Genomic DNA, 19,416 nt, shown 5'->3' with positions numbered 1-19,416 from the left:
TGATCGTTTCATGCGGGACAAGGGCACCCCCGTGGGCGTCACGGGCAATAAGGAAGCCCCCTCCGGACGGACCGGGAGGGGGCTTTGCCCTGGTGAGGGCTGCGGTGGCTGGGGCCGGGGTCGAACCGGCGACCTTCCGCTTTTCAGGCGGACGCTCGTACCAACTGAGCTACCCAGCCGCAGCGGTCCTGACGGGATTTGAACCCGCGGCCTCCACCTTGACAGGGTGGCGAGCACTCCAAACTGCTCCACAGGACCTTGCGTGTACGAGCACGAGTCTCGCACATGTGGGGTGCGCTCCCAACGGGATTTCCCGTCGTGGATTCGCACTCCTTGCGATCTTCGAACCGGGGCCTTGATTTCTCTCCGCCGCGTCGTTGTCGCTGGATCAGCGTATCAGAACTCCGGCCGCGTTCTGACCGCTCACCGGGCGGGCCGGCCCGGTCGGGCTCAGCCGATCTCGACTCGTCCCGGCCCGGGTCAGGGGCGGTCGCCGCGCTCCAGGGGGATCTTCTCGCCCGCCTCGATCGCGACCGGCAGTCGGTTCTCGGTGGGCGGCAGGGGGCAGGTCGCGAGGTCGGTGTAGGCGCAGGGGAGGTTGGTGGCGCGGTTGAAGTCGAGGGTGACGCGGCCGGCCTCGTCGGGGGCGTCGATCTGGAGGGAGCGGTTCGCGGCGTACGTGGTCACGCCGGAGGTCGCGTCGGTGAGGAGCACCATCAGGCTGCCGGGCCGCTTGCCGTTGAAGGCGGTGAGCCGGAACGTCTCGCCGGCCAGCTCGAACTCGACCTGTCCAGGCGCGTCGTAGACGTGCTCCAGCCCCTCCGCCACGGCGCCCACGGTGATCGCGCGTGGCTCGTCGAAGGGGAGGTAGCGGCCGGTGCGGACCCAGCGGGGGTCGGGGGCGTAGGCGGGTGTGTGGGCGAAGTCGGTGCGGAGGGGGTTGCCGGGGTGGCGGGGGCGGACGATGTCGTGGCCGCCGCGCTTGGCGATCTCGATCACCGCGTCGCCGTACCCCGCGTACACACTGGCCCGCTCGGCGATCGCCCCGAAGGCGTACCGCCCGTGCACCGCCGTGCCGTCGATCGTCAGCTCCTCGCCGTCGGCGAGCTCGACCAGCACGCCCTCCGGGCCGCTGGACCAGGCCCCGGGGGCGTCCTCGAAGCGGGTCGGCTCCGGGCTCAGCCAGCGCAGGCTGGTGATCGCGAGAAATCCGTGGGGGTCGGCGAGCGCCTGCTCATGGGCGCGGTGCCAGCGCTCCCACTCCTTGGCGAAGCTCACCCGGTCGATGTCCTGGACGGTCATCTGCGCTCCCTCGAGGTCCGGTGCTGTCGCGTACGCGTACGTACAACCGCTTCGGGGAGGGAGACATTCCGGGAGCCGCAGGAGCCGCGGGGCCGCCATGCGGCGCGCAGGAAAAAAGTCCCCAGCAGGTACGTTCCGACCTGCGGTGACTCAAAGAAGGTGGTGCCCCCAACGGGATTCGAACCCGTGCTACCGCCTTGAAAGGGCGGCGTCCTGGGCCACTAGACGATGAGGGCCGATGGCCCACCTGGGCGCCTCGCGGCGCTTTCGGGGACGCGAGAAGCATATGGGATGCCGGTGAGGTTCGCCAAAACGGTTTACGGAGTGGTGGGTGTCGGTGTCGCGCCCGGGCGGTTCTCGGCCGGCAGATGACGGCTGACCTCGGCCTTCGCCAGGCCCAGACCGCCCAGATCGATCTCGTCCCACGCCTGGAGCCGTCGCGTGTCCCGGTCCAGATAGAGGACCGACGCCTGCACCGTGTCCGGTGTGCCGTCGTCCACCGCCCGCAGCCCGCTGCCGCCCGTCGACCCCTCGGTCATCAGCCGGGTGCCGCCGGGGAGCACCTCCGTACGGCGGTGATGGACATGGCCGGTGAGGGCGAGCGGAACGGTGCCGTCGGTCTCGCGGGCGGCGATCGGGTTGTGGGCGAGGGCGATGTCGACCGGGGCGCCGGCGGCCTTGCGGTCCCGGATCGCCTCGGCGAGTTGCCGTCCGGCGCTGTGCTCGGCCGCGTCACCGGCGGCCGCGGCGGAGCGGTCGGGGGTGAACTGCGGATCGCCGATACCCGCGATCCGCAGCCCGGCGACGTTGATCACATCGCCGTTGTCCACGACATGCGCCCCCTTGCGCTTGGCCAGGTAGCGCTGGGTCGACGCCGAGTCGTGGTTGCCGCGTACCCAGACATAGGGGGCGCCGAGGTCGGAGACGGGGTCGAGGAAGCCGTTCTCGGCGGAGGTGCCGTGGTCCATCGTGTCGCCCGTGTCGATGATCACGCTGATCTTGTACTGCCGCACCAGCGACTGCACGATGTGCCACGCGGCCGGATTGAGATGGACGTCCGAGATGTGCAGCACCCGCATGGTGGTCGGATCGGGCTGGTACGCGGGGAGCGTCGAGGTCACCTCGTAGAGCTGGGTGACATTGGTCACCAGTCGGGCCAACTCCCGCTGATAGACGTCGAAGTCGGTCACGATGCTGCGCGCGTTGCCCACCACCGAGGGGGCGCTGGAGAGCAGCCCGGAGTAGCGCGGCTCCAGTACGGAATTCGGGTTCCACGTGGCGTAGACGGCACCACCGGAGGCGGTCAGCAGCGTGAGCGCCAGCCCTCCGGCGGCCAGCGCCCGGCGGGGGCGGCGGTAGACCGCCAGGCCCAGCGCGGTGGCGCCGAAGACCACGGCGACGCAGGAGCGGACCGCGAGGCCGAGGGTGCCGCGGGTGACATCGCTCGCGACCTCGTCCTGGAGCCCGGAGAGCCGCTCGGGGTGGTCGACGAGGGCCTGGGACCGTATGGGGTCGAGCCGGTCCACGTCCACGTCCAGGCGGAGCGGGGCGTGGTGGCTGTTCAGCTCGAGCGCGCCCAGCGGGGCCACGTTGATCTTGGTGCCGCCGGTGAGGGACGGTCGCAGCGCCATCCGCGTGTCCATCGGGCCCACGGAGATGTGGACGCTGCCGACCACCAGCAGCCCGACCCAGGCGCCGAGGACGGTCACGGCGGCCAGTCCGGTGGCACGGACGAGGGGGCGGGGGCGCGCGGTGGGATCGAGCGCCGTGGGGTTGAAGGAAGCGGCGGGGGAGGGGGTCTGCGAGGGGCGGCGGAAGGCGAGAAGGGAGGGGCGGCGGGAAGGGCGGTGGAAGCGGCGAAGGGGGGAGACGGCCGCGGTGCCCGCGCGCTGAGCGGTGGCACGGAGCAGCCGGAGCGGTTCGCGGGCCATTGGTCCCGTATGCCCGGCCGCGCGGGGGCGTATGCCTGGGCGGCGCGGGGGTGGGCCGGGGCCGGGTGGCGGTTGTGCCGGGCGGCGGTCGCGCCGGGTGGCGGTCGCGCCGGGCGGCCGGAGACGTCCGGCGCGGATACCTCGGCGCCGACGGCTCCTTTCCGGGCCCGGCTGCCCGACAATGGCCTCGTGCTGGAGATGACGCGCGAGGAGTTCGAGGAACTGGTCGCCGAGGCGCTGGACCGGATTCCGCCGGAGCTGACACGGCTCATGGACAACGTCGCCGTGTTCGTGGAGGACGAGCCACCGACGGACGGTCCCGAGCTGCTCGGGCTCTACGAGGGGACGCCGCTCACCGACCGGGGTGAGTGGTACGCGGGCGTCCTGCCGGACCGGATCACCGTCTACCGGGGGCCGACGCTGCGGCTGAGCGAGACGCGGGAGGACGTCGTCCAGGAGACCGAGGTGACCGTGGTCCACGAGATCGCGCACCACTTCGGGATCGACGACGCGCGGCTGCACGCGCTCGGGTACGGCTGATCTTCGGGTACGGCTGATCCTCGGCTACGGCCTGATCGCGGGCGCCACCTGATTCCGGTGCCGATGTCCGACGCCGGCCGCCCTCGCCTACGACCGCCTCCGGCCGCCCCCGCCTACGACCGCCTCTGGCCGCCCTCGCCTACGACCGACGCCGGACGCGCGGTCTACGCGGCGGGCCGGGTCCGCACCGCATGCGTGTCCTGGGCGGGGCCGCGCCAGTTGGGCAGGGCGTCACATCCCTGCCGTCTGGAGGTGTCCCGCGCATGCCCGGATCCCCCGTGCCCGGATCCCCCGCTCCTCGCACCCCCCGTTCCGACCGTTCCCCCCGTTCCCCCCGGCGCGTGCCCCGTGCAGCCGTGCGCCGTGCCGCCGCGCCCCATGCAGCCGTGCCCCGTGCCGCCGTGCGCGGGGCGGCGGTCGCGGCGCTCGTGGCCGTCGCCCTGGCGCTGGGCGGCTGCATGAGCATCTCCGACGACCCCGAGCGGCCGGACAAACACCGCGGCTCCCACCAGAAGGGCGGGGCGGCGGACACGGGCGGCGCCGTGGTGCGGTCCGACGACAGAGGGCGGCCGTACGGGGACTCCGATCGGGACGAGAAGGACGGTAAGGGGAAGAAGGGCGAGAAGGGGAAGAAGAAGGACGACGAGGACCGATCGGCCTCGGCCTCCGCGACCGACCCCGGGGCCGACCCCTCGGCCCCGCCCGGTAAGAAGGGCGCCCCGAACCACCGCCCGGCGCCCTCCGCCCCGCCGCAGCCGGGCGGCGCCACCCCGTCCGGCGCGCCGCCCGCGCCCCGGCCGTCGAGCCCGCCGCCGAGCGTGCCGGACCCGAAGCCGACCGACCCCGAGCCCCCGACCGCGCCCGCCTCCCCGGCGGACCAGCCCGCGGGGTAGCGCCCAGTCGTCGCCGGCCGGCGCGGATGGAGTGAATTTGCTCTTGAGGGGTGGAGGTGCGTATGGTGGTAGATCGTTTGATCCCATTTGCCCGGCGCCTCGTAGAAGTGCGCCGTGAGGCGCGTTCCTTGCCATCCCGTGGCTGACCGCATAGAGGCGGTCGTTTGCGACAACACACGGAGTTTGGGCGCGTGCCGAGACTCCGGAAGGTTTCGCATTTCGCATGTCCGTTTCCACTGATCACGCCGTCATGCCCGCCCTCGACGAGACGAGCGAGCTGACCGCCCCGGCCGCCCCGGCCGAGCCGTTCGAGCCGTCGGAGCAGAACGAGCAAGCCGCCACGGAAGCCCCCGACACCCCTAAGGCGCCCGACATCACATTCGCCGACCTCGGCCTCTCTGAGCAGATCGTCCGCAAGCTGGCGCAGAACGGCGTCACCACGCCCTTCCCGATCCAGGCCGCGACCATCCCCGACGCCCTCGCCGGACGCGACATCCTCGGCCGCGGCCGTACCGGCTCCGGCAAGACCCTCTCGTTCGGCCTTCCGCTGCTGACCACGCTGGCGGGCGGCCACACCGAGAAGAAGCGCCCCCGCGGGCTGATCCTCACCCCGACCCGCGAACTCGCGATGCAGGTGAGCGACGCGCTGCAGCCGTACGGCGATGTTCTCGGCCTCAAGCTCAAGGTCGTCTGCGGCGGCACTTCGATGGGCAATCAGATCTACGCGCTGGAGCGCGGCGTGGACATTCTGGTCGCCACCCCGGGCCGGCTGCGCGACATCATCGAGCGCGGTGCCGCGTCCCTGGACAAGGTGCAGATCGCGGTCCTCGACGAGGCCGACCAGATGGCCGACATGGGCTTCCTGCCCGAGGTCACCGAGATCCTCAACCTGGTGCCGCAGGGCGGGCAGCGGCTGCTGTTCTCCGCGACGCTCGAGAACGAGATCGACACCCTGGTCAAGCGCTACCTGGTCGACCCGGTCACCCACGAGGTGGACCCGTCCGCGGGCGCCGTCTCGACCATGACCCACCATGTGCTGGTCGTGAAGCCGAAGGACAAGGCGCCGGTCACCGCCGCCATCGCGGCGCGCAAGGGCCGCACGATCATCTTCGTCCGCACCCAGCTGGGCTGCGACCGGGTCGCCGAGCAGCTGTGCGACGCGGGGGTACGCGCCGACGCGCTGCACGGCGGCATGACGCAGGGCGCGCGCACCCGCACCCTGGCCGACTTCAAGGACGGGTACGTCAATGTGCTCGTCGCCACGGACGTCGCCGCGCGCGGTATCCACGTCGACGGCATCGACCTGGTGCTGAACGTGGACCCGGCCGGTGACCACAAGGACTATCTGCACCGCTCCGGCCGTACGGCGCGGGCGGGCCAGAGCGGCACCGTCGTCTCGCTGGCCCTGCCGCACCAGCGCCGCCAGATCTTCCGGCTGATGGAGGACGCGGGCGTCGACGCCTCGCGCCACATCGTCGGTGGCGGCGGAGCCTTCGACGAGGACGTGGCCAAGATCACGGGCGCGCGTTCGCTCACCGAGGTGCAGGCGGAGGCGGCCTCGAACGCGGCCAAGCAGGCCGAGCGCGAGGCGCAGGACCTCACCCGGGAGCTGGAGCGGGCGCAGCGGCGCGCGACCGAGCTCCGCGAGGAGGCCGACCGGCTGTCCGCGCGGGCGGCGCGCGAGCGCGGCGAGACCGTGGCACCGGCGGAGTCCGCGACCGCGACCGCGACCGCGGCTGAGGCCGGGGCGGAGACGGTGGCCGAGGCCGCCGCCGTGACGCTGCCGGCGCAGCGTACGGCGGAGCCCGCGACGGTGCCCGCAGTGAAGGGCGCGGGGGCCGAGGCCGTCGAGGGCGCGGGTGACGGCGAGGCGCCGCGCCGCTCCTCGTACGACCGCCGGGACAACGACCGGGGCCGGGACGACCGTGGCGGCCGTTCCTTCGACCGTCGGGACGGCGACCGGGACCGCGGCTTCAACCGCGACCGTCGTGACGACCGCCGTGACGACCGTGGCGGCTTCAACCGCCGTGACGACCGGGGCGGCCGTTCGTACGACCGCCGGGACGGCGACCGGGACCGCGGCTTCAACCGCGACCGGCGCGATGACCGCCGTGACGACCGACGGGACGACCGTCGCGACGACCGCTTCGGCCGTGACCGCGACCGGGACCGGGACCGCCGGGACAACGACCGTGGCGTCGGCCGGGACCGCCGTGACGACCGCTCGTTCGGCCGCGACCGCCGGGATGACCGTGGCGGCTTCAACCGCCGTGACGACCGTGGCGGCAGCCGTCCGTACGAGCGCCGCGACGACCGTGGCTTCGGCCGCGACCGCCGGGAGAACAACGACCGTGGTGGCCGCTCCTTCGAGCGCCGCGACCACAACCACCGTGGCACGGACCGTCCGTTCAACCGCGACCGTCGTGACGACCGCCCGGGTCGCCGTGACGACCACCGGGGCGGCACCACCACCGGCGGCCGTTCGTACGAGCGCTCCGGCAGCTCGCACGACCGGTCCTTCGACCGCCGCGCCGACAAGCCGCGCTGGAAGCGCAACGGCTGATCGAGCTGTGCGACGCGGCTGATCGGGCCGTGCAACACCACGCTGTTGCACGGCCTTTCGCTCCCGGAGGGTATTGGCTCGGGTGTTGGCCCCTCGCCGGGCTATGCTGCGGGGGTGCGGGTCATTAGCTCAATTGGCAGAGCAGTGGACTTTTAATCCATTGGTTCAGGGTTCGAGCCCCTGATGACCCACCTCGGAAACCGCAGGCGCCATTGGTGACCTGCGGTTTCATCGTTCCTGAGGGTCCCGCCGCGCTGTCTTCCGCGGCCCGGGAACGGGGGGTTCTCACCCCCGTCGTACAGAAGATCGAGTCTCACTCGACCGGCGCTTGAGCGGATGCCGAGCGGTACTCGAGCGAAGAGCCTGAACCTGCTGCGTCTGGCCCGCTGCTCGGAAACGCTTAAGGAGACTCCTCGTGCGACTCGCGACAACGATCCGGGGTCTGATCCCCGTCATGGCGCTGGCGGTATCGGCATGGGCGGTCTCCGCTCCGGCGTCCGCCGAAGGAAAGGGAGGCAGCGGTAAGGAGGGTGAGAAGGCGGCCCCGGTGCCCTGCGGGGACGCGGCGGCGCTGGTCAACGCGGTGAGCGAGGCCAACAGCTCGCCCTCGGGAGGGTCCGTCGTTCTGACCACGGGGTGTGTGTACACGCTGGGCTCCGCGGCGTTCACCGGTCCCAACGGCGCTGACGGACTGCCGCTCATCACCCGTGACGTGACCATCAGTGGGACTCTGGCGACCATCAGACGCAGCGCGTCCGCGGCGGACTTCCGGATCGCGGAGATCGCGCCCGGTGGAAGCCTTACGGTCAACGGCGTGACCTTCTCGGGGGGCCGGGCGACCTCGGGGGCGGGCACCGACGGCGGTGGCATCCTCGACGGGGGCTCGCTGCGGCTCATCCAGTCCACGGTCACGGGCAACACCGCGAGCAATGTCGGCGGGGGTATCGAAATCGCCTCGGGCGGCTCGGGGGTGCTTTCGGGCACGGATGTGACGCACAATTCCGCGGGGGACGGCGGCGGTATTCACATCAATACGTCGGCCACTCTCAGCGTCTCGGGCGGCAACATTTCGGACAATACCGCGGACAGCTCGGGCGGTGGCGTCAGCAACTTCGGAACGACGCTGTTGAGCGCCGTCGGGATCGCCCGGAACCGGACCACCAACTTCGAGGGCGGCGGCATCTCCACCGCGATCGGAGATCTCACGATCAACGGCGGCCGGGTGACCGAGAACACCGCCGGCAGTTTCGGTGGCGGTATCACCAATATGGGCAGCGCACTGCGCGTACAGTCCACCACGGTGAACGGGAATACCGCCACGCTGAATGGCGGCGGTGTGTTCCAGCACGCGGGTTCCACACAAATGACCGGCGATACCGTGACCGGTAATACGGCCAATGGCGGCCAGGGCGGTGGGATCTTCACCGACGGCGGCTCGATCACGCTCACCGCGACCACGGTCACCGGGAACAACCCGAATCAGTGTGTACCGGCCCTCGCCGGATGCTGAGAGAGGCGTGACGACCGCTGAACCGACCGACCCTGCTGAACGCCGCGGCGCCCCCGGAAGCCGTTCTTCCGGGGGCGCCGCCTGCCTGACCGCCTGCTCTACCGTCAGTGCTTGCAGTCCTTCTTCTTGGCCTTGGCCTTGTGCGAGACCTTGGCCTTGTGGTGCTTGGTCGCCTTGTGCGCGCACTTGTCCTTCTTGTGCGGGTCCTTGGCCTTGTGTGAGGACTTGGCCTTGTGCTGCTTCTTGGCCTTGTGCGAGTCCTTGGCCTTGTGCTGCTTCTTCGGCGGGTCCTTGTGAACGACGACGACCGGGTCCGGCTCGGCGAGGGCGATGTTCGCGCACTTGGCGCCGATGCTGGTGTCGCCCGTCGGGGCGGCGGCGCCGGTGACCAGCGTGGTGCCGGTGGCCGTGTCGCACTCGTTGGCCTGGATGACCGAACCGTTGTGACCGCTGCTGAAGTTGACGCAGTCCGAGCCGAGGTTGAGGTCGCCGGTGGTGGCGGCGCCGCCGAGGTTGCTGGTGGCGCCGGTGGCCGTGTCACAGAGGTTTCGCTGAGCCCCGCTGGACTGCGGGAAGAGGCCATGGGCACTCGCGCTGCCGGCGCCACCGACCACCATTGTGCCCGCGGCCGCCGCGGCCATGAGAGCTGCCTTCTTACCGATCTGCATTGTTCTGGTGCCTCCATATCGGGTTCTCCGCGAAAATTCCGCAGACACCTCTTGAACGAGATTTCCGCAAGCCGGGATCCGGGAGAATCGAAAGCATCACCCATCCGCCACAGTAAAGGTATATTCGGCCGTCCGTGGAAACGAAAAAATGAACGCGGCCCCGGGGAGAGTTTCCCCAAGGCCGCGTTCATGGCGAGCGGATGATTCCGGAGCTCGGTGGTGAGTGCCGGAGGTTCGGTGTTTCAGGAGTGCTGACGGTTTCCCTGGCCACCGCTCTTGCCGCTCTTCGTGCCGTTCGCGCTCTTCCCCTGAGTTCCGTTCTGAGGATCGGCGCCCGCGGCATTGACGCAGTTGGTCTCGTTGGTGACCTCGGAGCCGGGGCCGATGGTGATCGGGCCCGTCACGGAGGTGGTGCGGCAGTTGTTGGTCTGCTTCGTGACCCCGCCCGACTCGCTGACGTTAACGCAGTTGGTCCCGTTCTTGATTTCGGATCCGGGAGCCAGCGCGACGGTGATCGGACCGATGACGGAGTGGGTACGGCAGCGGTTCTCCTGCGTCGTCACACCCGATTCGGCGGTGTTGACGCAGTCGGTCTGATTGCTGATCTCGGTCGGGCCGGCCGCCACGGTGATGGTGCCGACGACGGAACTGGTGGTGCAGCGATTGCTCTGCGTCCCGCCGTTGGCGCCGGTGGAGCGGCTGGGACCGGGGCCGGTGGCTTCGGCTCCGCCCGCACCGCCGATGAGCAGCGCGCCCATGGTCGCCGCTAGAAGCGCCGTCCTTTTGCGCTTGTGCATAAAGAGCCTCCAATCGGGCTTCGGGTGCGGCACGCTCAGCACCGTCACCGAAAAGCCTTTCTCATGGCAGCGGCCCTGGAAGAGGCTTCCAGGGCCGCGATTCCCAACGGGGGGATGCCTCATGGTGTTACCGCGGGCGGGAACACCATGAAAGGGTCAGCGACTCAGTGGCGGCCGCTGTCCTCGTCGACGGCGATGTTCGCGCACTTGGAGCCGATGTTGGTGTCGCCCGTCGGAGCGGCGGCGCCGGTGACCAGCGTGATGCCGGTGTGCGTGTCGCACTTGTTGGCCTGGACGACCGAACCGCTGCTGTTGGTGAAGTTGACGCAGTCCGAGCCGAGGTTGATGTCGCCGGTGGCGGCGGCGCCGCCGAGGTTGCTGGTGGCACCGGTGGCCGTGTCGCAGTGGTTGAGCTGCGCGATGAAGTCGTCGTTGTTGTTGGCCAGGGCACCGCCCGCGCCACCGATGACCAGAGCGCCGGCGGCCGCGGTCAGAAGAACTGCCTTCTTGCCGATGTTCACTTAAATCCTCCGTCTGGGTTGCTCCGCGAATTCACGGACGCATGACACAACGAAGCTCATCAGTTAAGGCTTCGGGCCGCCAGTCAGCTTCACCCGTCCGGCATAGTGCGGCTCTTCCGGTGCGTGTTATCCGAGAATCCCGCTAAGGGGGACCAATGCGAGCTCCATTTGGCCCAGCGGAATCTGAATCCCTTTTATGAGGAGGGGAGGAGGGCGGCTGCCGGGCCGCGGTGGGGCGGGGACGAGACGGTGGCACGGGGGTGGCCCGCGGGCGCTCGGCCGCCGGGCAACGGCCGGACGACGGCGGTGTGGTGACGGGGCGGTGGAGCGCCGATGGCCACGTGGTGACCGGCCGGGTCGCCCTGCCCCCGGCCCCCGCGCTTGTTCGACCGGTCGGACGAGTGATACATCCAGGCTCTACGACGCAGGAGTGAGTGAGGCACAGTCACACCGACAGCTTCGCCGAACCGCAGCGCGGCGCGTGTTCACGCCGCTACGCTAAGTGCGCGAAGTGGTCGCCCGGGGGGCGCGGCGAATCTACGCCGGGAGGCGGGAGGAGAGACATGGGGCACTCACGAGGGGAAGGGACCCCTGCCGAGCTGATGGACGGGCTGCTCGCCCGTGCGCAGAACGGCTTCGAGATCGACGAGGCGGTGCTGGCCCAGGCGCGCAGCGCCCTGATGCACCAGTCCGAGCTGCGGTCCTGCCGGCAGTGCAATGAGCGGTGCGGCCAGCTCGGGTACAGCACCTATCGGCATGTCTTCCTGCTCCCCGACGGCAGCAGCCTGCTGCTGTGGGAGCTGGAGCACAACACCGGCGAGGGCGGCCGCCCGCTGTACGAGCTCTACGCGGACGAGGACGCCCTGGCGCTGGCCGAGCGCCGCGTCCATGAGCGCCTCGGCGGCGCCCGCTGGGAGGAGCTCGACGGGTTACCGCTGTGGCTCCCGGACCAGCTGCTGCACACGGCCGAGCCGGTGGAGACCTCTCGTGCGTATGTGGCCGACAACTCGGCCGACCACGCCCGTCGCGTCCTGCGCCGCGCGGAGAACCCCGACCGTCCGGGCGAGGAGACCGAGCGGCTGCTGGCCACCGCGTTCGCGCATGACATCGCCCTCGCGCCCAAGCCCCGGCGCCGCTCCGGCGGTCCCGACGCGACCTGGTGCCGCTTCTACGAGCACGCCTTCCTCCTCACTGGAGGGGACGAGATCGTGCTGTGGGAGCTGGAGCACAACCTGACCCGGGACGGCCGGCTGGTGTGCGAGGTGTACCTCGACGAGGTCTCGGCGGAGCTCGCGGCCGACCGCCACGCCCGCGCGCTGGGCGTCGACCTCTGACGCACGCGGTTTGGGCGTCGGCCGTTGACGCAGGCGGTTTGGGCGTCGGCCGCTGGCGTACGCGGGATCTCCTGACGTACGCGGTTTCTGACGCTTCCGTAGCCCGCCTGCAGCCCGTCCGCGGCCGCCGGTCGCGGTAGCCCGCCAGTCGCGGTCTTGGCGCCCGCCCGCACTCCCGCATGCGTGGGGCCGCGAGACGTCCCCGTACGGCGCCCAGTACCCGCTTGGCCGACACCGGCTCGCCTGGCGGCCCGTCAGCCGGAAGCCTGGTGACGACGGCGGCACCGTGACGACGGTGACGCCGTGCCGCTGTGACGGCGGCGGGACGCGGACCAGGGAAGCGAGAGAAGCCGGTGCGGGTGCGAGGGAGCAGGGCTCGTACGGGCGCCCGTGCGGAGGGCCGTGCGGAGGGCCGTACGGAGCGGCGTACGGCCTGGCCCCGGCTGAGCCGCCCGCTCGCCCGCCGCCCCACCACCCGCGTCCGTACGCTCATCGACACCGGCGCCGCGGCCGGTGCCGCAGCCGACGCGTCCGCCGGGTCCACCGCGGGGCCCGCTCCGGCCGATGAGAGCGGTCAGGAGGCCTCTGGCCGCCGTATGGCCCGCTGGGTGCCCGCCGTCCTCGTCCTCGGCGGCATCGCCTTCGACCTGGCCGCCCCGCCCGGCTACACCGCCTCCCCCTTCTTCGCCGCCGCCCCTTTGGTCGCCGCGGCGCTCTTACCGCTGCGGCAGACCCTCGTCACGGCCGTCGTCGCCGTCCTCACCACCTGTCTGCTGGCGGAGTTGCACGGGGTGCGGGACCCGACCCAGGCGGCCACCGAGATCATCACGGTGGCGACCGTGACCGTGCTGGCCGTGGTGATCAACCGCGTCGTACGCCGCAGCTACCACCGGCTCGCCTCGGCGCGCGGTGTCGCGGAGGCGGCCCAGCGCGCCGTCCTGCCCGCGCCGCCCGCCCGGCTCGCCGGGCTGGAGATCGCCGCGCGTTACGTACCGGCGGAGAAGTACGCGGCGATCGGCGGCGACCTGTACGCGGTCCAGGACACCCCGCACGGCGTACGGCTGACCGTCGGCGACGTACGCGGCAAGGGGCTGGGGGCCGTGGAGGTCGTGGCGATCCTCCTGGGCTGCTTCCGGGAGGCCGCGGAGCAGGAGACGACCCTGGAGGCGCTCGTGGGCCGCCTGGAGCGGGCGCTGCGGCGCGAGGGCGCCCGGCGGGCCGACCTGGAGGTGGTCGAGGGGTTCACAACGACCGTAGTGGCCGAAATTCCGCGCGGCGACTCCACTCTGCGGCTGATCAACCGCGGCCATCCGGCGCCGCTGCTCCTGGAGGAGGGCGGCGCGGTGCGCGCCTTGGAGCCGGAGGTGCCGGCGCTGCCGGTGGGGATGGCGGAGTTGGCGGGTTGGCCGGACCGGGTGATGGAGCTGGCGTTCGCGGAGGGCGAGACGCTGCTGCTGTTCACGGACGGGGTGACGGAGGCCCGGGACCGCCATGGCGAGTTCTATGACCCGGAGGAGCGGCTGCGCGGCCGCCGCTTCGCCGGTCCGCAGGAGCTGCTGGACGCCTTGGTGGCCGATGTCGAGCGCCATACGGGTGGCGGGACGCCGGACGACATGGCGTTGCTGGCGGTCCGTCGGACCCCGGCCCGCGGCAACGGGCGGGCGAGCGGACGGGACAACGGACGGGACAACGGGCGGGCGAGCGGACGGGACAACGGGCGGGCGAGCGGTGGGGGGAACCGGCGGGACAACGGGCGGGCGAGCGGTGGGGGGAACCGGCGGGACAACGGTGGGGGGAACGAGGGGGCGAACCCCACCCCGCCGTAGGCATCCGCACCGCACACCGTGCGTAACCGACCGAGCCCCCTCCGCATAACAATTGACGCACGATCGATCCGTACGCGGTTTTGCCAACTCTTGCCCAGTACGTCGACTCGCCCCTATTTGTCCCTTCTTGAGCGCTAAGTTCATGCCAAAGGTGCGCGGATTCCTCGGAACAGCTTGGAATCACATCGCGCTCTCTATTAACGTTCGATAACGCAGCGCGGTCGTCACAACCGTCGCAAGGGCGGCACCGTGCGCCGTCGCCGAATCCCGTACGCACAGCGGCAGCACCGCACCAGCAGCACCAAGGGAACCGGGGAACCAACAACCTTGGGGTGAATCGGGTCGAACCTGACCCGTAGGAGACCTTCCTGCTCCGAACCCGTCAGCTAACCCGGTAGGCGAGAAGGAAGGAAAGGAGTGCGCCTCCGTGGCGTCCAACAGGTCTGTCCTGGACGAAGCCCCGTATCGCACACGGGGAGGCGGTTTGGGGACCGCCACCGCCTACGGCCCCGGCTTCGATGCCGGCGGCGGGATGAGCTCAGGGGACGGCCGATTCGCCCCCGACGACCCCTACGCGTTCGGTCCCGACGACACTTACGCGTTCGGCCCCGACAACCGCTATGCGGACGACCGCTTTGCGGATGAGGGCGCCTCCGAGGGCCCGGGTGCCGGATTCGAGGCCGAGACCTGGGAGGAGTGGAACCCCACCGAGGAGTCCATCGCTCCCGTACGCGGCCGGCACCGCGTGGCCAAACAGCGCGGCGGAACCATGGCGCGCAGCGGCGCCGTCCTCGGGGTCGGCGTGATCGCGGCGGTCGGTGCGGGCGGTATGGCCAGCGCCAAGGACCGTCCCGCGCTCCCCATCTCCATGCCGGACCTCGGCCATGTCGCCGATGAGGTCAAGGCCAGCCTGCCCGCCGCCAAGGACCTGCCGGGCATCGGCTCCTGGGCGTCGGACGACAGCAGCGGCGCGCAGACCGCCGCCGCCCCGCTCTCCCAGGCCGGTCTGACCAGCGAGGACGAGCAGCGCGGCACCACCGACGCCGGCGAGGCGCTCCGCGCCCGCATCCTCCAGCAGGCCGAGAACCAGCAGAACGCGGCGGACGAGGACAGCCGCACCGCCGCGGCGCAGGCGGCCGCCAAGGAGGCCAGGGCCGCCGCGGACAAGGCCGCCGACCAGGCCGCGGAGGCGGCCGCCAAGCGGAAGGCCAAGGCAGCGGCGGAGAAGAGAGCCGCCGAGCAGCGGGCGAAGGAGGCGGCCGAGAAGAAGGCCGCGGCCGAGCGCCAGGCCAAACTCGCCGCCGCGTACACCCTCCCCGTCGGCTCGTACACCCTGACCGCCAGCTTCGGCCAGGCGGGCGACATATGGTCGGCCGACCACACCGGCCAGGACTTCGCCGCCCCGACCGGCACCCCGGTCAAGGCGCTGCACGGCGGCACCATCACCCAGGCGGGCTGGGCCGGGTCGTACGGCTACCGCATCGTGCTGACCCTGAGCGACGGCACCGAGATCTGGTACTGCCACCTGTCGTCGATGGTCGTCACCTCCGGCAAGGTGTCGACGGGCGACGTCGTCGCCCGCGTCGGCGCGACCGGCAATGTGACCGGCCCGCACCTCCACGTCGAGGTCCGGCCGGGCGGCGGCTCGCCGATCGACCCGATGCCCTGGCTGCGCCAGCACGGGCTGAACCCCTGATACTCCGGCGGCCCTGGCGCTCTCTCCCCCCTTGACGCCAGGGCCGCCGGTTTACGCCCCGACGGGGCCGGCGATCAGGAACGCACGCGGGAACAACAGGCCGGAACAACACGCGGGAACAACAGGCCGGAACAACAGGCCGGAACAACCCCGCCCAGCCAGTCGTTGTAAAAACGTATGGCTGACAACACACAGAAGATCGGTGATCTGTCCGTATTCCCGCTCTCTCTCGGCGGGAACGTCTTCGGCTGGACCGCGAACGAGGCCGAGTCCTTCCGGGTGCTCGACGCCTATGTGGCGGCCGGCGGCACCTTCATCGACACCGCCGATGTCTACTCCGTCTGGGTGCCGGGCAACGAGGGCGGCGAGTCCGAGACCATCCTCGGCAACTGGTTCGCCTCGCGCCGCAACCGCTCCGACATCGTCCTCGCGACCAAGGTGGGCGCCGGCTCCCCGGAGCCACGCGGGCTGACCTCGTCCGCCATCAAATCGGGCGTAGAGGAATCCCTCCAGCGGCTGCGCACCGACTACATCGACCTCTACTACACCCACTACGACGACCCGTCGGTGCCGGTGGACGAGATCATCACCACCCTGGACGAGCTGGTCAGGGAGGGCAAGGTCCGCGAGATCGCCGCGTCCAACATCGGCGCGGACCGCCTGGAGGCCCAGCTGACCTTCTCCACCCGGGAGAACCTGGCCCGCTACGTCGCCCTCCAGCCGCACTACAACCTTGTCTCGCGCGACACCTTCGAGGGCGAGCTCTCCGAGGTCGCCGCCCGCCACGACCTGGCGACGATCCCGTACTACTCCCTGGCGTCCGGCTTCCTCACCGGCAAGTACCGCCCGGGCACGGCCGTCGACAGCCCCCGCTCCACGGGCGCCGCCAAGCACCTGGAGACCGAGCGCGGCCAGAAGGTCCTCGCCGCCCTGGACGACGTCGCCGCCAACCACCGCACCGAGCCCGCCACGGTCGCCCTGGCCTGGCTCCTCGCCCAGCCCACAGTCGTGGCCCCCCTGGCCAGCGCCAGCTCCCCCGACCAGCTCCCGGCCCTCCTGGCCTCGGTCGACCTCAAGCTGACCCAGCCGGAACTGGACCTGCTGACGTCGGCGTCGGACTGAGCGGAAGACGGGGCGGGAGGCTCCGTAAGGACTGAGCGGAAGACGACGGGACGGGCGCTGTAGGACGGCGGGCGGGCGACAAGCCCCGCCCGCCCAAGCGCGACCCATACGCCAGTGCCGCTACGTACGGCCTACGACCCCTCTACCGCCGATCGGCAAGGGCCCAGGACGCGAGGGCGACGCCACCGGCGACGGCGAAGACGGACGGCCAGGCCCCGATCTTCTTCGCCAGCGGATGCGACCCCGCGAATGCGGCGACGTACGCCGCACTGAGCGCGGCGGCGGTCCCGTTCCCCGCCTTCTCCCGCCACCCCCGAGCGGCCACCGCCCCCGCAGCGGCCAGGGCAACCCCACCCAAGGGCCGCCGCTTGGTCCACCGAGCCACGCCATACCCCCCGACCAACCCACCCGCAGCCACAACCCCCGCCGGCACTCCAGCCATCCCCATACCTCCCACTCCAAGGATCTCCTGGCCCCGACCCTACGCAGCAGGCGCTCCGAACGGACTCGCAAGCCCCAAACGGACACGGGCGACCCGAGTGGGATTCCGCCGCGCGGCCTCAGTACTTCTGTCGGCCACCTGGATAACGGACCGGCTGACGGCACTCCGGCGCGTCTTCGGGTGCAGGCTCGTCGCCAAGCGCGTAACACAAGGCGGCGTGCAACTGCTCCGCTTCCACCACCGTCAGCACCAGCGACGCCAAAGACGCGTGACCGGGCCGGAGCACGTGAAGCGGCAGCTCAAGCAGGCCGCCCTTCGCAGGACGCAGACCGCGCCCCGGGGCCGGACCGACCTGCCAGCCTCCTGGCACCTCACTCATTGCGCCCCCTCATCCGTGCGAGCCGCTCCGTCACTCTCGGCCTCGTCGGGCGCTGAGATACGCCCGCCGCGACTCTCCGAGATCCGGAGAGCGTCTTGCAGCGCTTCGATCAGGCGGTTCGAGAGGTAGCGGAGCTCTCGAGCGTCCGCTTTCCGGTCGCTGAGCATCAGGCGGGCGTGGCCGATGAGTTCAGTGCCCATCTGGAGCTGAACCGCTTCCATTTCGTCAGCCAGCTTCGACAGGTAGCCCGTGCTGTCCGCATCGGAGACCAGATAACACCGCTGCCCTGCGGGACCGGGCCACGGCAGCAGACGGGGACGTACGCTCACAGCGCCACCGCCACCACAGATACACGTGCCGGGCGGACCGTCGGTGTATCCGCACACGCCATGGCGGGCCGGGCCCCAACGGCGCGATGACGGGCCGATGCGGGCACCATCAGCCGCAACAGCCATTCCATGGGTCGGGCGATATTCTCCTGCACGTTGACGCTCCTTCACAGCGTTGACCACGCTCCCGGGCCGCCTGCAACGGTCGCGGGAGTCTTTTCGCGATCATCGCGCTGTGATCAGGACGTAGGAACCTCCCTTAAACCCCACTTCGGGACGTCCTGCGTCGGGTAAAACGTCCCTAGTGCCGTCCCGACATGTGGGGAGAGACTCAGGTGCCGAACGAGAGGCTACGTGCCGTCATGGCGACCGGAGGGTGGACATACGCCACCCTCGCGGAAAAGGTCGAGGTAGACCCCAAATCCGTAGAACGATGGGTCAACCTCAACCGTACGCCGCGACGTAGCACGGCCATCCTGGCAGCGGAAACGTTAGGAGAAGACGTGCACGCCCTATGGCCAGCGCTCCGCCAAGCACGCCCCGCCCGCGCGGTCAGCCCCGAGCTTGTGGCGCTCTACGACCAGCGTGCGGACATCCCCGTGTCCACGTTCGTGGAGATGCTGACCCAGGCCCGCGAACGGATTGACGTGCTCGTATATGCCGCCGTCTTCCTGCACGAGGCGTACCCCCGCCTCAATGACCTTCTACGGGAACGAGCCGCCCAAGGCTGCGCCGTGCGTGTCGCGGTCGGCGACGCCGACAGCCCCAACGTCCAGCAGCGGGGCCAGGAGGAGAAGTTCGGCCACGGCATCGAATCCCGCTGTCGGCTCGCTCTCCTGCACTATCGCCCCCTCATCGGCACCCCGGGCGTCGAGGTGCGGTCTCACGGAACAACCCTCTACAACTCGCTCTATCGTGCAGATGACCAAGTCATGGTCAACGCCCACGTCTGGGGTGTGAACGCGTATGGGGCTCCCGTCTGGCACCTGCGCCGACACGGCGAGGGCGGCATGTTCGACACCTACGCCCAGAGCTTCGACGCCGTATGGGCGACGGCGATGCCGGTACAGGGAGTGTGACCCCGTGGCGCGGACCGAGTACTACGACGATCCGGACGCCCCCGAGCCGAACAGCTTGGTTGTCGCCGCATCCGCTGTCGTCACCGACGAGAACGGCCGCATCCTGCTCCAGCGCCGCCGAGACAATGATCTTTGGGCACTGCCCGGTGGTGGCATGGAGATGACCGACTCTCTACCGGGCACGGCTGTCCGTGAGGTCAAGGAAGAGACCGGACTCGACGTGGAGATCACGGGACTCGTCGGCACGTACACCGACCCGCGTCACGTCATCGCCTACACGGACGGCGAGGTCCGCCGACAGTTCAACGTCTGCTTCACCGCCCGCATCGTGGGCGGCCAATTGGCGATCTCTGATGAGTCCACGGAACTGAGGTTCGTCTCGCCGGAGGAACTTGCCGAGCTCCCCATGCACCACACACAACGGCTCCGGCTTCGTCACTTCCTGGCCCACCGCGACCGGCCGTATCTAGGCTGACCCACGAGC

Annotated in this window: 17 protein-coding genes, 4 tRNA genes and 1 riboswitch; of the genes, 11 read left to right on the top strand and 10 right to left on the bottom strand. The window is 70.6% G+C overall.

The annotated features are described in order from the left end of the window. Positions 1-105: 105 nt before the first annotated feature. From JK364_RS27540 to JK364_RS27520, 5 genes are all read right to left on the bottom strand, one after another. Positions 106-179 (bottom strand) — tRNA-Phe (locus JK364_RS27540). 4 nt (positions 180-183) lie between these two features. Further along, positions 184-258: transfer RNA gene (locus tag JK364_RS27535), tRNA-Asp, on the bottom strand. A gap of 222 nt (positions 259-480) precedes the next feature. After that, on the bottom strand, positions 481-1,302 hold the full coding sequence (locus JK364_RS27530) for a DUF1684 domain-containing protein (protein WP_201854022.1): 822 nt from the start codon (positions 1,300-1,302) through the stop codon (positions 481-483). Between the two features lie 160 nt (positions 1,303-1,462). Continuing rightward, positions 1,463-1,538: transfer RNA gene (locus tag JK364_RS27525), tRNA-Glu, on the bottom strand. Positions 1,539-1,619: 81 nt separating this feature from the next. Then, positions 1,620-3,233 (bottom strand): metallophosphoesterase family protein, encoded by a 1,614-nt coding sequence (locus tag JK364_RS27520; RefSeq protein ID WP_201854021.1) that lies wholly within the window; start codon positions 3,231-3,233, stop codon positions 1,620-1,622. A 189-nt stretch (positions 3,234-3,422) separates the two neighbouring features. Between JK364_RS27520 and JK364_RS27515 the strand changes: the two genes are divergently transcribed. The 5 genes from JK364_RS27515 (at position 3,423) to JK364_RS27495 (ending at position 8,739) form a co-directional block, all read left to right on the top strand. Continuing rightward, complete coding sequence (locus JK364_RS27515) at positions 3,423-3,773, top strand: metallopeptidase family protein (RefSeq protein WP_201854020.1); 351 nt, start codon at positions 3,423-3,425, stop codon at positions 3,771-3,773. Between the two features lie 386 nt (positions 3,774-4,159). Then, positions 4,160-4,666: a hypothetical protein gene (locus JK364_RS27510; RefSeq protein ID WP_307841396.1), complete on the top strand. Its 507-nt coding sequence runs from the start codon at positions 4,160-4,162 to the stop codon at positions 4,664-4,666. A 223-nt stretch (positions 4,667-4,889) separates the two neighbouring features. After that, complete coding sequence (locus tag JK364_RS27505) at positions 4,890-7,229, top strand: DEAD/DEAH box helicase (RefSeq protein ID WP_201854018.1); 2,340 nt, start codon at positions 4,890-4,892, stop codon at positions 7,227-7,229. A 118-nt stretch (positions 7,230-7,347) separates the two neighbouring features. Next, a tRNA-Lys gene (locus tag JK364_RS27500) sits at positions 7,348-7,420 on the top strand. Positions 7,421-7,644: 224 nt separating this feature from the next. Continuing rightward, positions 7,645-8,739: a right-handed parallel beta-helix repeat-containing protein gene (locus JK364_RS27495; protein ID WP_201854017.1), complete on the top strand. Its 1,095-nt coding sequence runs from the start codon at positions 7,645-7,647 to the stop codon at positions 8,737-8,739. 104 nt (positions 8,740-8,843) lie between these two features. Here JK364_RS27495 and JK364_RS27490 read toward each other — a convergent pair whose 3' ends face one another. The 3 genes from JK364_RS27490 to JK364_RS27480 all read right to left on the bottom strand — a co-directional run bounded on the left by JK364_RS27490 (position 8,844) and on the right by JK364_RS27480 (position 10,725). Further along, on the bottom strand, positions 8,844-9,407 hold the full coding sequence (locus tag JK364_RS27490; protein ID WP_201854016.1) for a hypothetical protein: 564 nt from the start codon (positions 9,405-9,407) through the stop codon (positions 8,844-8,846). Between the two features lie 242 nt (positions 9,408-9,649). Further along, the gene (locus JK364_RS27485) at positions 9,650-10,252 is read right to left on the bottom strand and encodes a hypothetical protein (RefSeq protein WP_307841395.1); all 603 of its coding nucleotides are present in this window, start codon (positions 10,250-10,252) and stop codon (positions 9,650-9,652) included. A 116-nt stretch (positions 10,253-10,368) separates the two neighbouring features. Continuing rightward, on the bottom strand, positions 10,369-10,725 hold the full coding sequence (locus JK364_RS27480; protein WP_201854015.1) for a hypothetical protein: 357 nt from the start codon (positions 10,723-10,725) through the stop codon (positions 10,369-10,371). Between the two features lie 563 nt (positions 10,726-11,288). Between JK364_RS27480 and JK364_RS27475 the strand changes: the two genes are divergently transcribed. The 4 genes from JK364_RS27475 (at position 11,289) to JK364_RS27460 (ending at position 16,703) form a co-directional block, all read left to right on the top strand. Next, positions 11,289-12,059 carry a DUF6227 family protein gene (locus JK364_RS27475; protein WP_201854014.1) on the top strand — a complete coding sequence of 257 codons (771 nt, stop codon included), beginning with the start codon at positions 11,289-11,291 and terminating at the stop codon, positions 12,057-12,059. A gap of 353 nt (positions 12,060-12,412) precedes the next feature. After that, a complete protein-coding gene (locus JK364_RS27470) occupies positions 12,413-13,885 on the top strand; it encodes a PP2C family protein-serine/threonine phosphatase (RefSeq protein WP_307841394.1) in 1,473 nt (490 codons plus the stop codon). Positions 13,886-14,160: 275 nt separating this feature from the next. Then, a riboswitch (cyclic di-AMP (ydaO/yuaA leader) is annotated at positions 14,161-14,301 on the top strand. Between the two features lie 11 nt (positions 14,302-14,312). After that, positions 14,313-15,581 (top strand): M23 family metallopeptidase, encoded by a 1,269-nt coding sequence (locus JK364_RS27465; protein ID WP_201854013.1) that lies wholly within the window; start codon positions 14,313-14,315, stop codon positions 15,579-15,581. A 177-nt stretch (positions 15,582-15,758) separates the two neighbouring features. Continuing rightward, positions 15,759-16,703, top strand: coding sequence for an aldo/keto reductase (locus tag JK364_RS27460; RefSeq protein ID WP_201854012.1), 945 nt, complete (start codon positions 15,759-15,761; stop codon positions 16,701-16,703). 142 nt (positions 16,704-16,845) lie between these two features. Here JK364_RS27460 and JK364_RS27455 read toward each other — a convergent pair whose 3' ends face one another. Continuing rightward, complete coding sequence (locus tag JK364_RS27455) at positions 16,846-17,145, bottom strand: hypothetical protein (RefSeq protein WP_198282376.1); 300 nt, start codon at positions 17,143-17,145, stop codon at positions 16,846-16,848. Positions 17,146-17,520: 375 nt separating this feature from the next. Further along, on the bottom strand, positions 17,521-17,853 hold the full coding sequence (locus JK364_RS27450) for a hypothetical protein (RefSeq protein WP_201854011.1): 333 nt from the start codon (positions 17,851-17,853) through the stop codon (positions 17,521-17,523). A 362-nt stretch (positions 17,854-18,215) separates the two neighbouring features. On the opposite strand from JK364_RS27450, the gene JK364_RS27445 reads away from it, so the two are divergent. Together JK364_RS27445 and JK364_RS27440 are read left to right on the top strand one after the other, a co-directional pair. After that, positions 18,216-18,932: a helix-turn-helix domain-containing protein gene (locus JK364_RS27445; RefSeq protein ID WP_201854208.1), complete on the top strand. Its 717-nt coding sequence runs from the start codon at positions 18,216-18,218 to the stop codon at positions 18,930-18,932. A 4-nt stretch (positions 18,933-18,936) separates the two neighbouring features. Further along, on the top strand, positions 18,937-19,407 hold the full coding sequence (locus tag JK364_RS27440) for an NUDIX domain-containing protein (RefSeq protein ID WP_201854010.1): 471 nt from the start codon (positions 18,937-18,939) through the stop codon (positions 19,405-19,407). Positions 19,408-19,416: the final 9 nt, after the last annotated feature.

The sequence above is a fragment of the Streptomyces endocoffeicus genome, assembly GCF_016741935.1.
GTDB lineage: Bacteria > Actinomycetota > Actinomycetes > Streptomycetales > Streptomycetaceae > Streptomyces > Streptomyces endocoffeicus.
This window is presented reverse-complemented; position numbering and strand designations above follow the sequence as displayed.

Excerpts from the sequence above, each read along its gene's own strand:
- JK364_RS27530 (WP_201854022.1), bottom strand. The coding sequence starts at position 1,302 with ATGACCGTCCAGGACATCGACCGGGTGAGCTTCGCCAAGGAGTGGGAG.
- JK364_RS27520 (WP_201854021.1), bottom strand. The coding sequence starts at position 3,233 with ATGGCCCGCGAACCGCTCCGGCTGCTCCGTGCCACCGCTCAGCGCGCG.
- JK364_RS27505 (WP_201854018.1), top strand. The coding sequence starts at position 4,890 with ATGTCCGTTTCCACTGATCACGCCGTCATGCCCGCCCTCGACGAGACG.
- JK364_RS27490 (WP_201854016.1), bottom strand. The coding sequence starts at position 9,407 with ATGCAGATCGGTAAGAAGGCAGCTCTCATGGCCGCGGCGGCCGCGGGC.
- JK364_RS27475 (WP_201854014.1), top strand. The coding sequence starts at position 11,289 with ATGGGGCACTCACGAGGGGAAGGGACCCCTGCCGAGCTGATGGACGGG.
- JK364_RS27460 (WP_201854012.1), top strand. The coding sequence starts at position 15,759 with ATGGCTGACAACACACAGAAGATCGGTGATCTGTCCGTATTCCCGCTC.
- JK364_RS27455 (WP_198282376.1), bottom strand. The coding sequence starts at position 17,145 with ATGGCTGGAGTGCCGGCGGGGGTTGTGGCTGCGGGTGGGTTGGTCGGG.
- JK364_RS27445 (WP_201854208.1), top strand. The coding sequence starts at position 18,216 with ATGGCGACCGGAGGGTGGACATACGCCACCCTCGCGGAAAAGGTCGAG.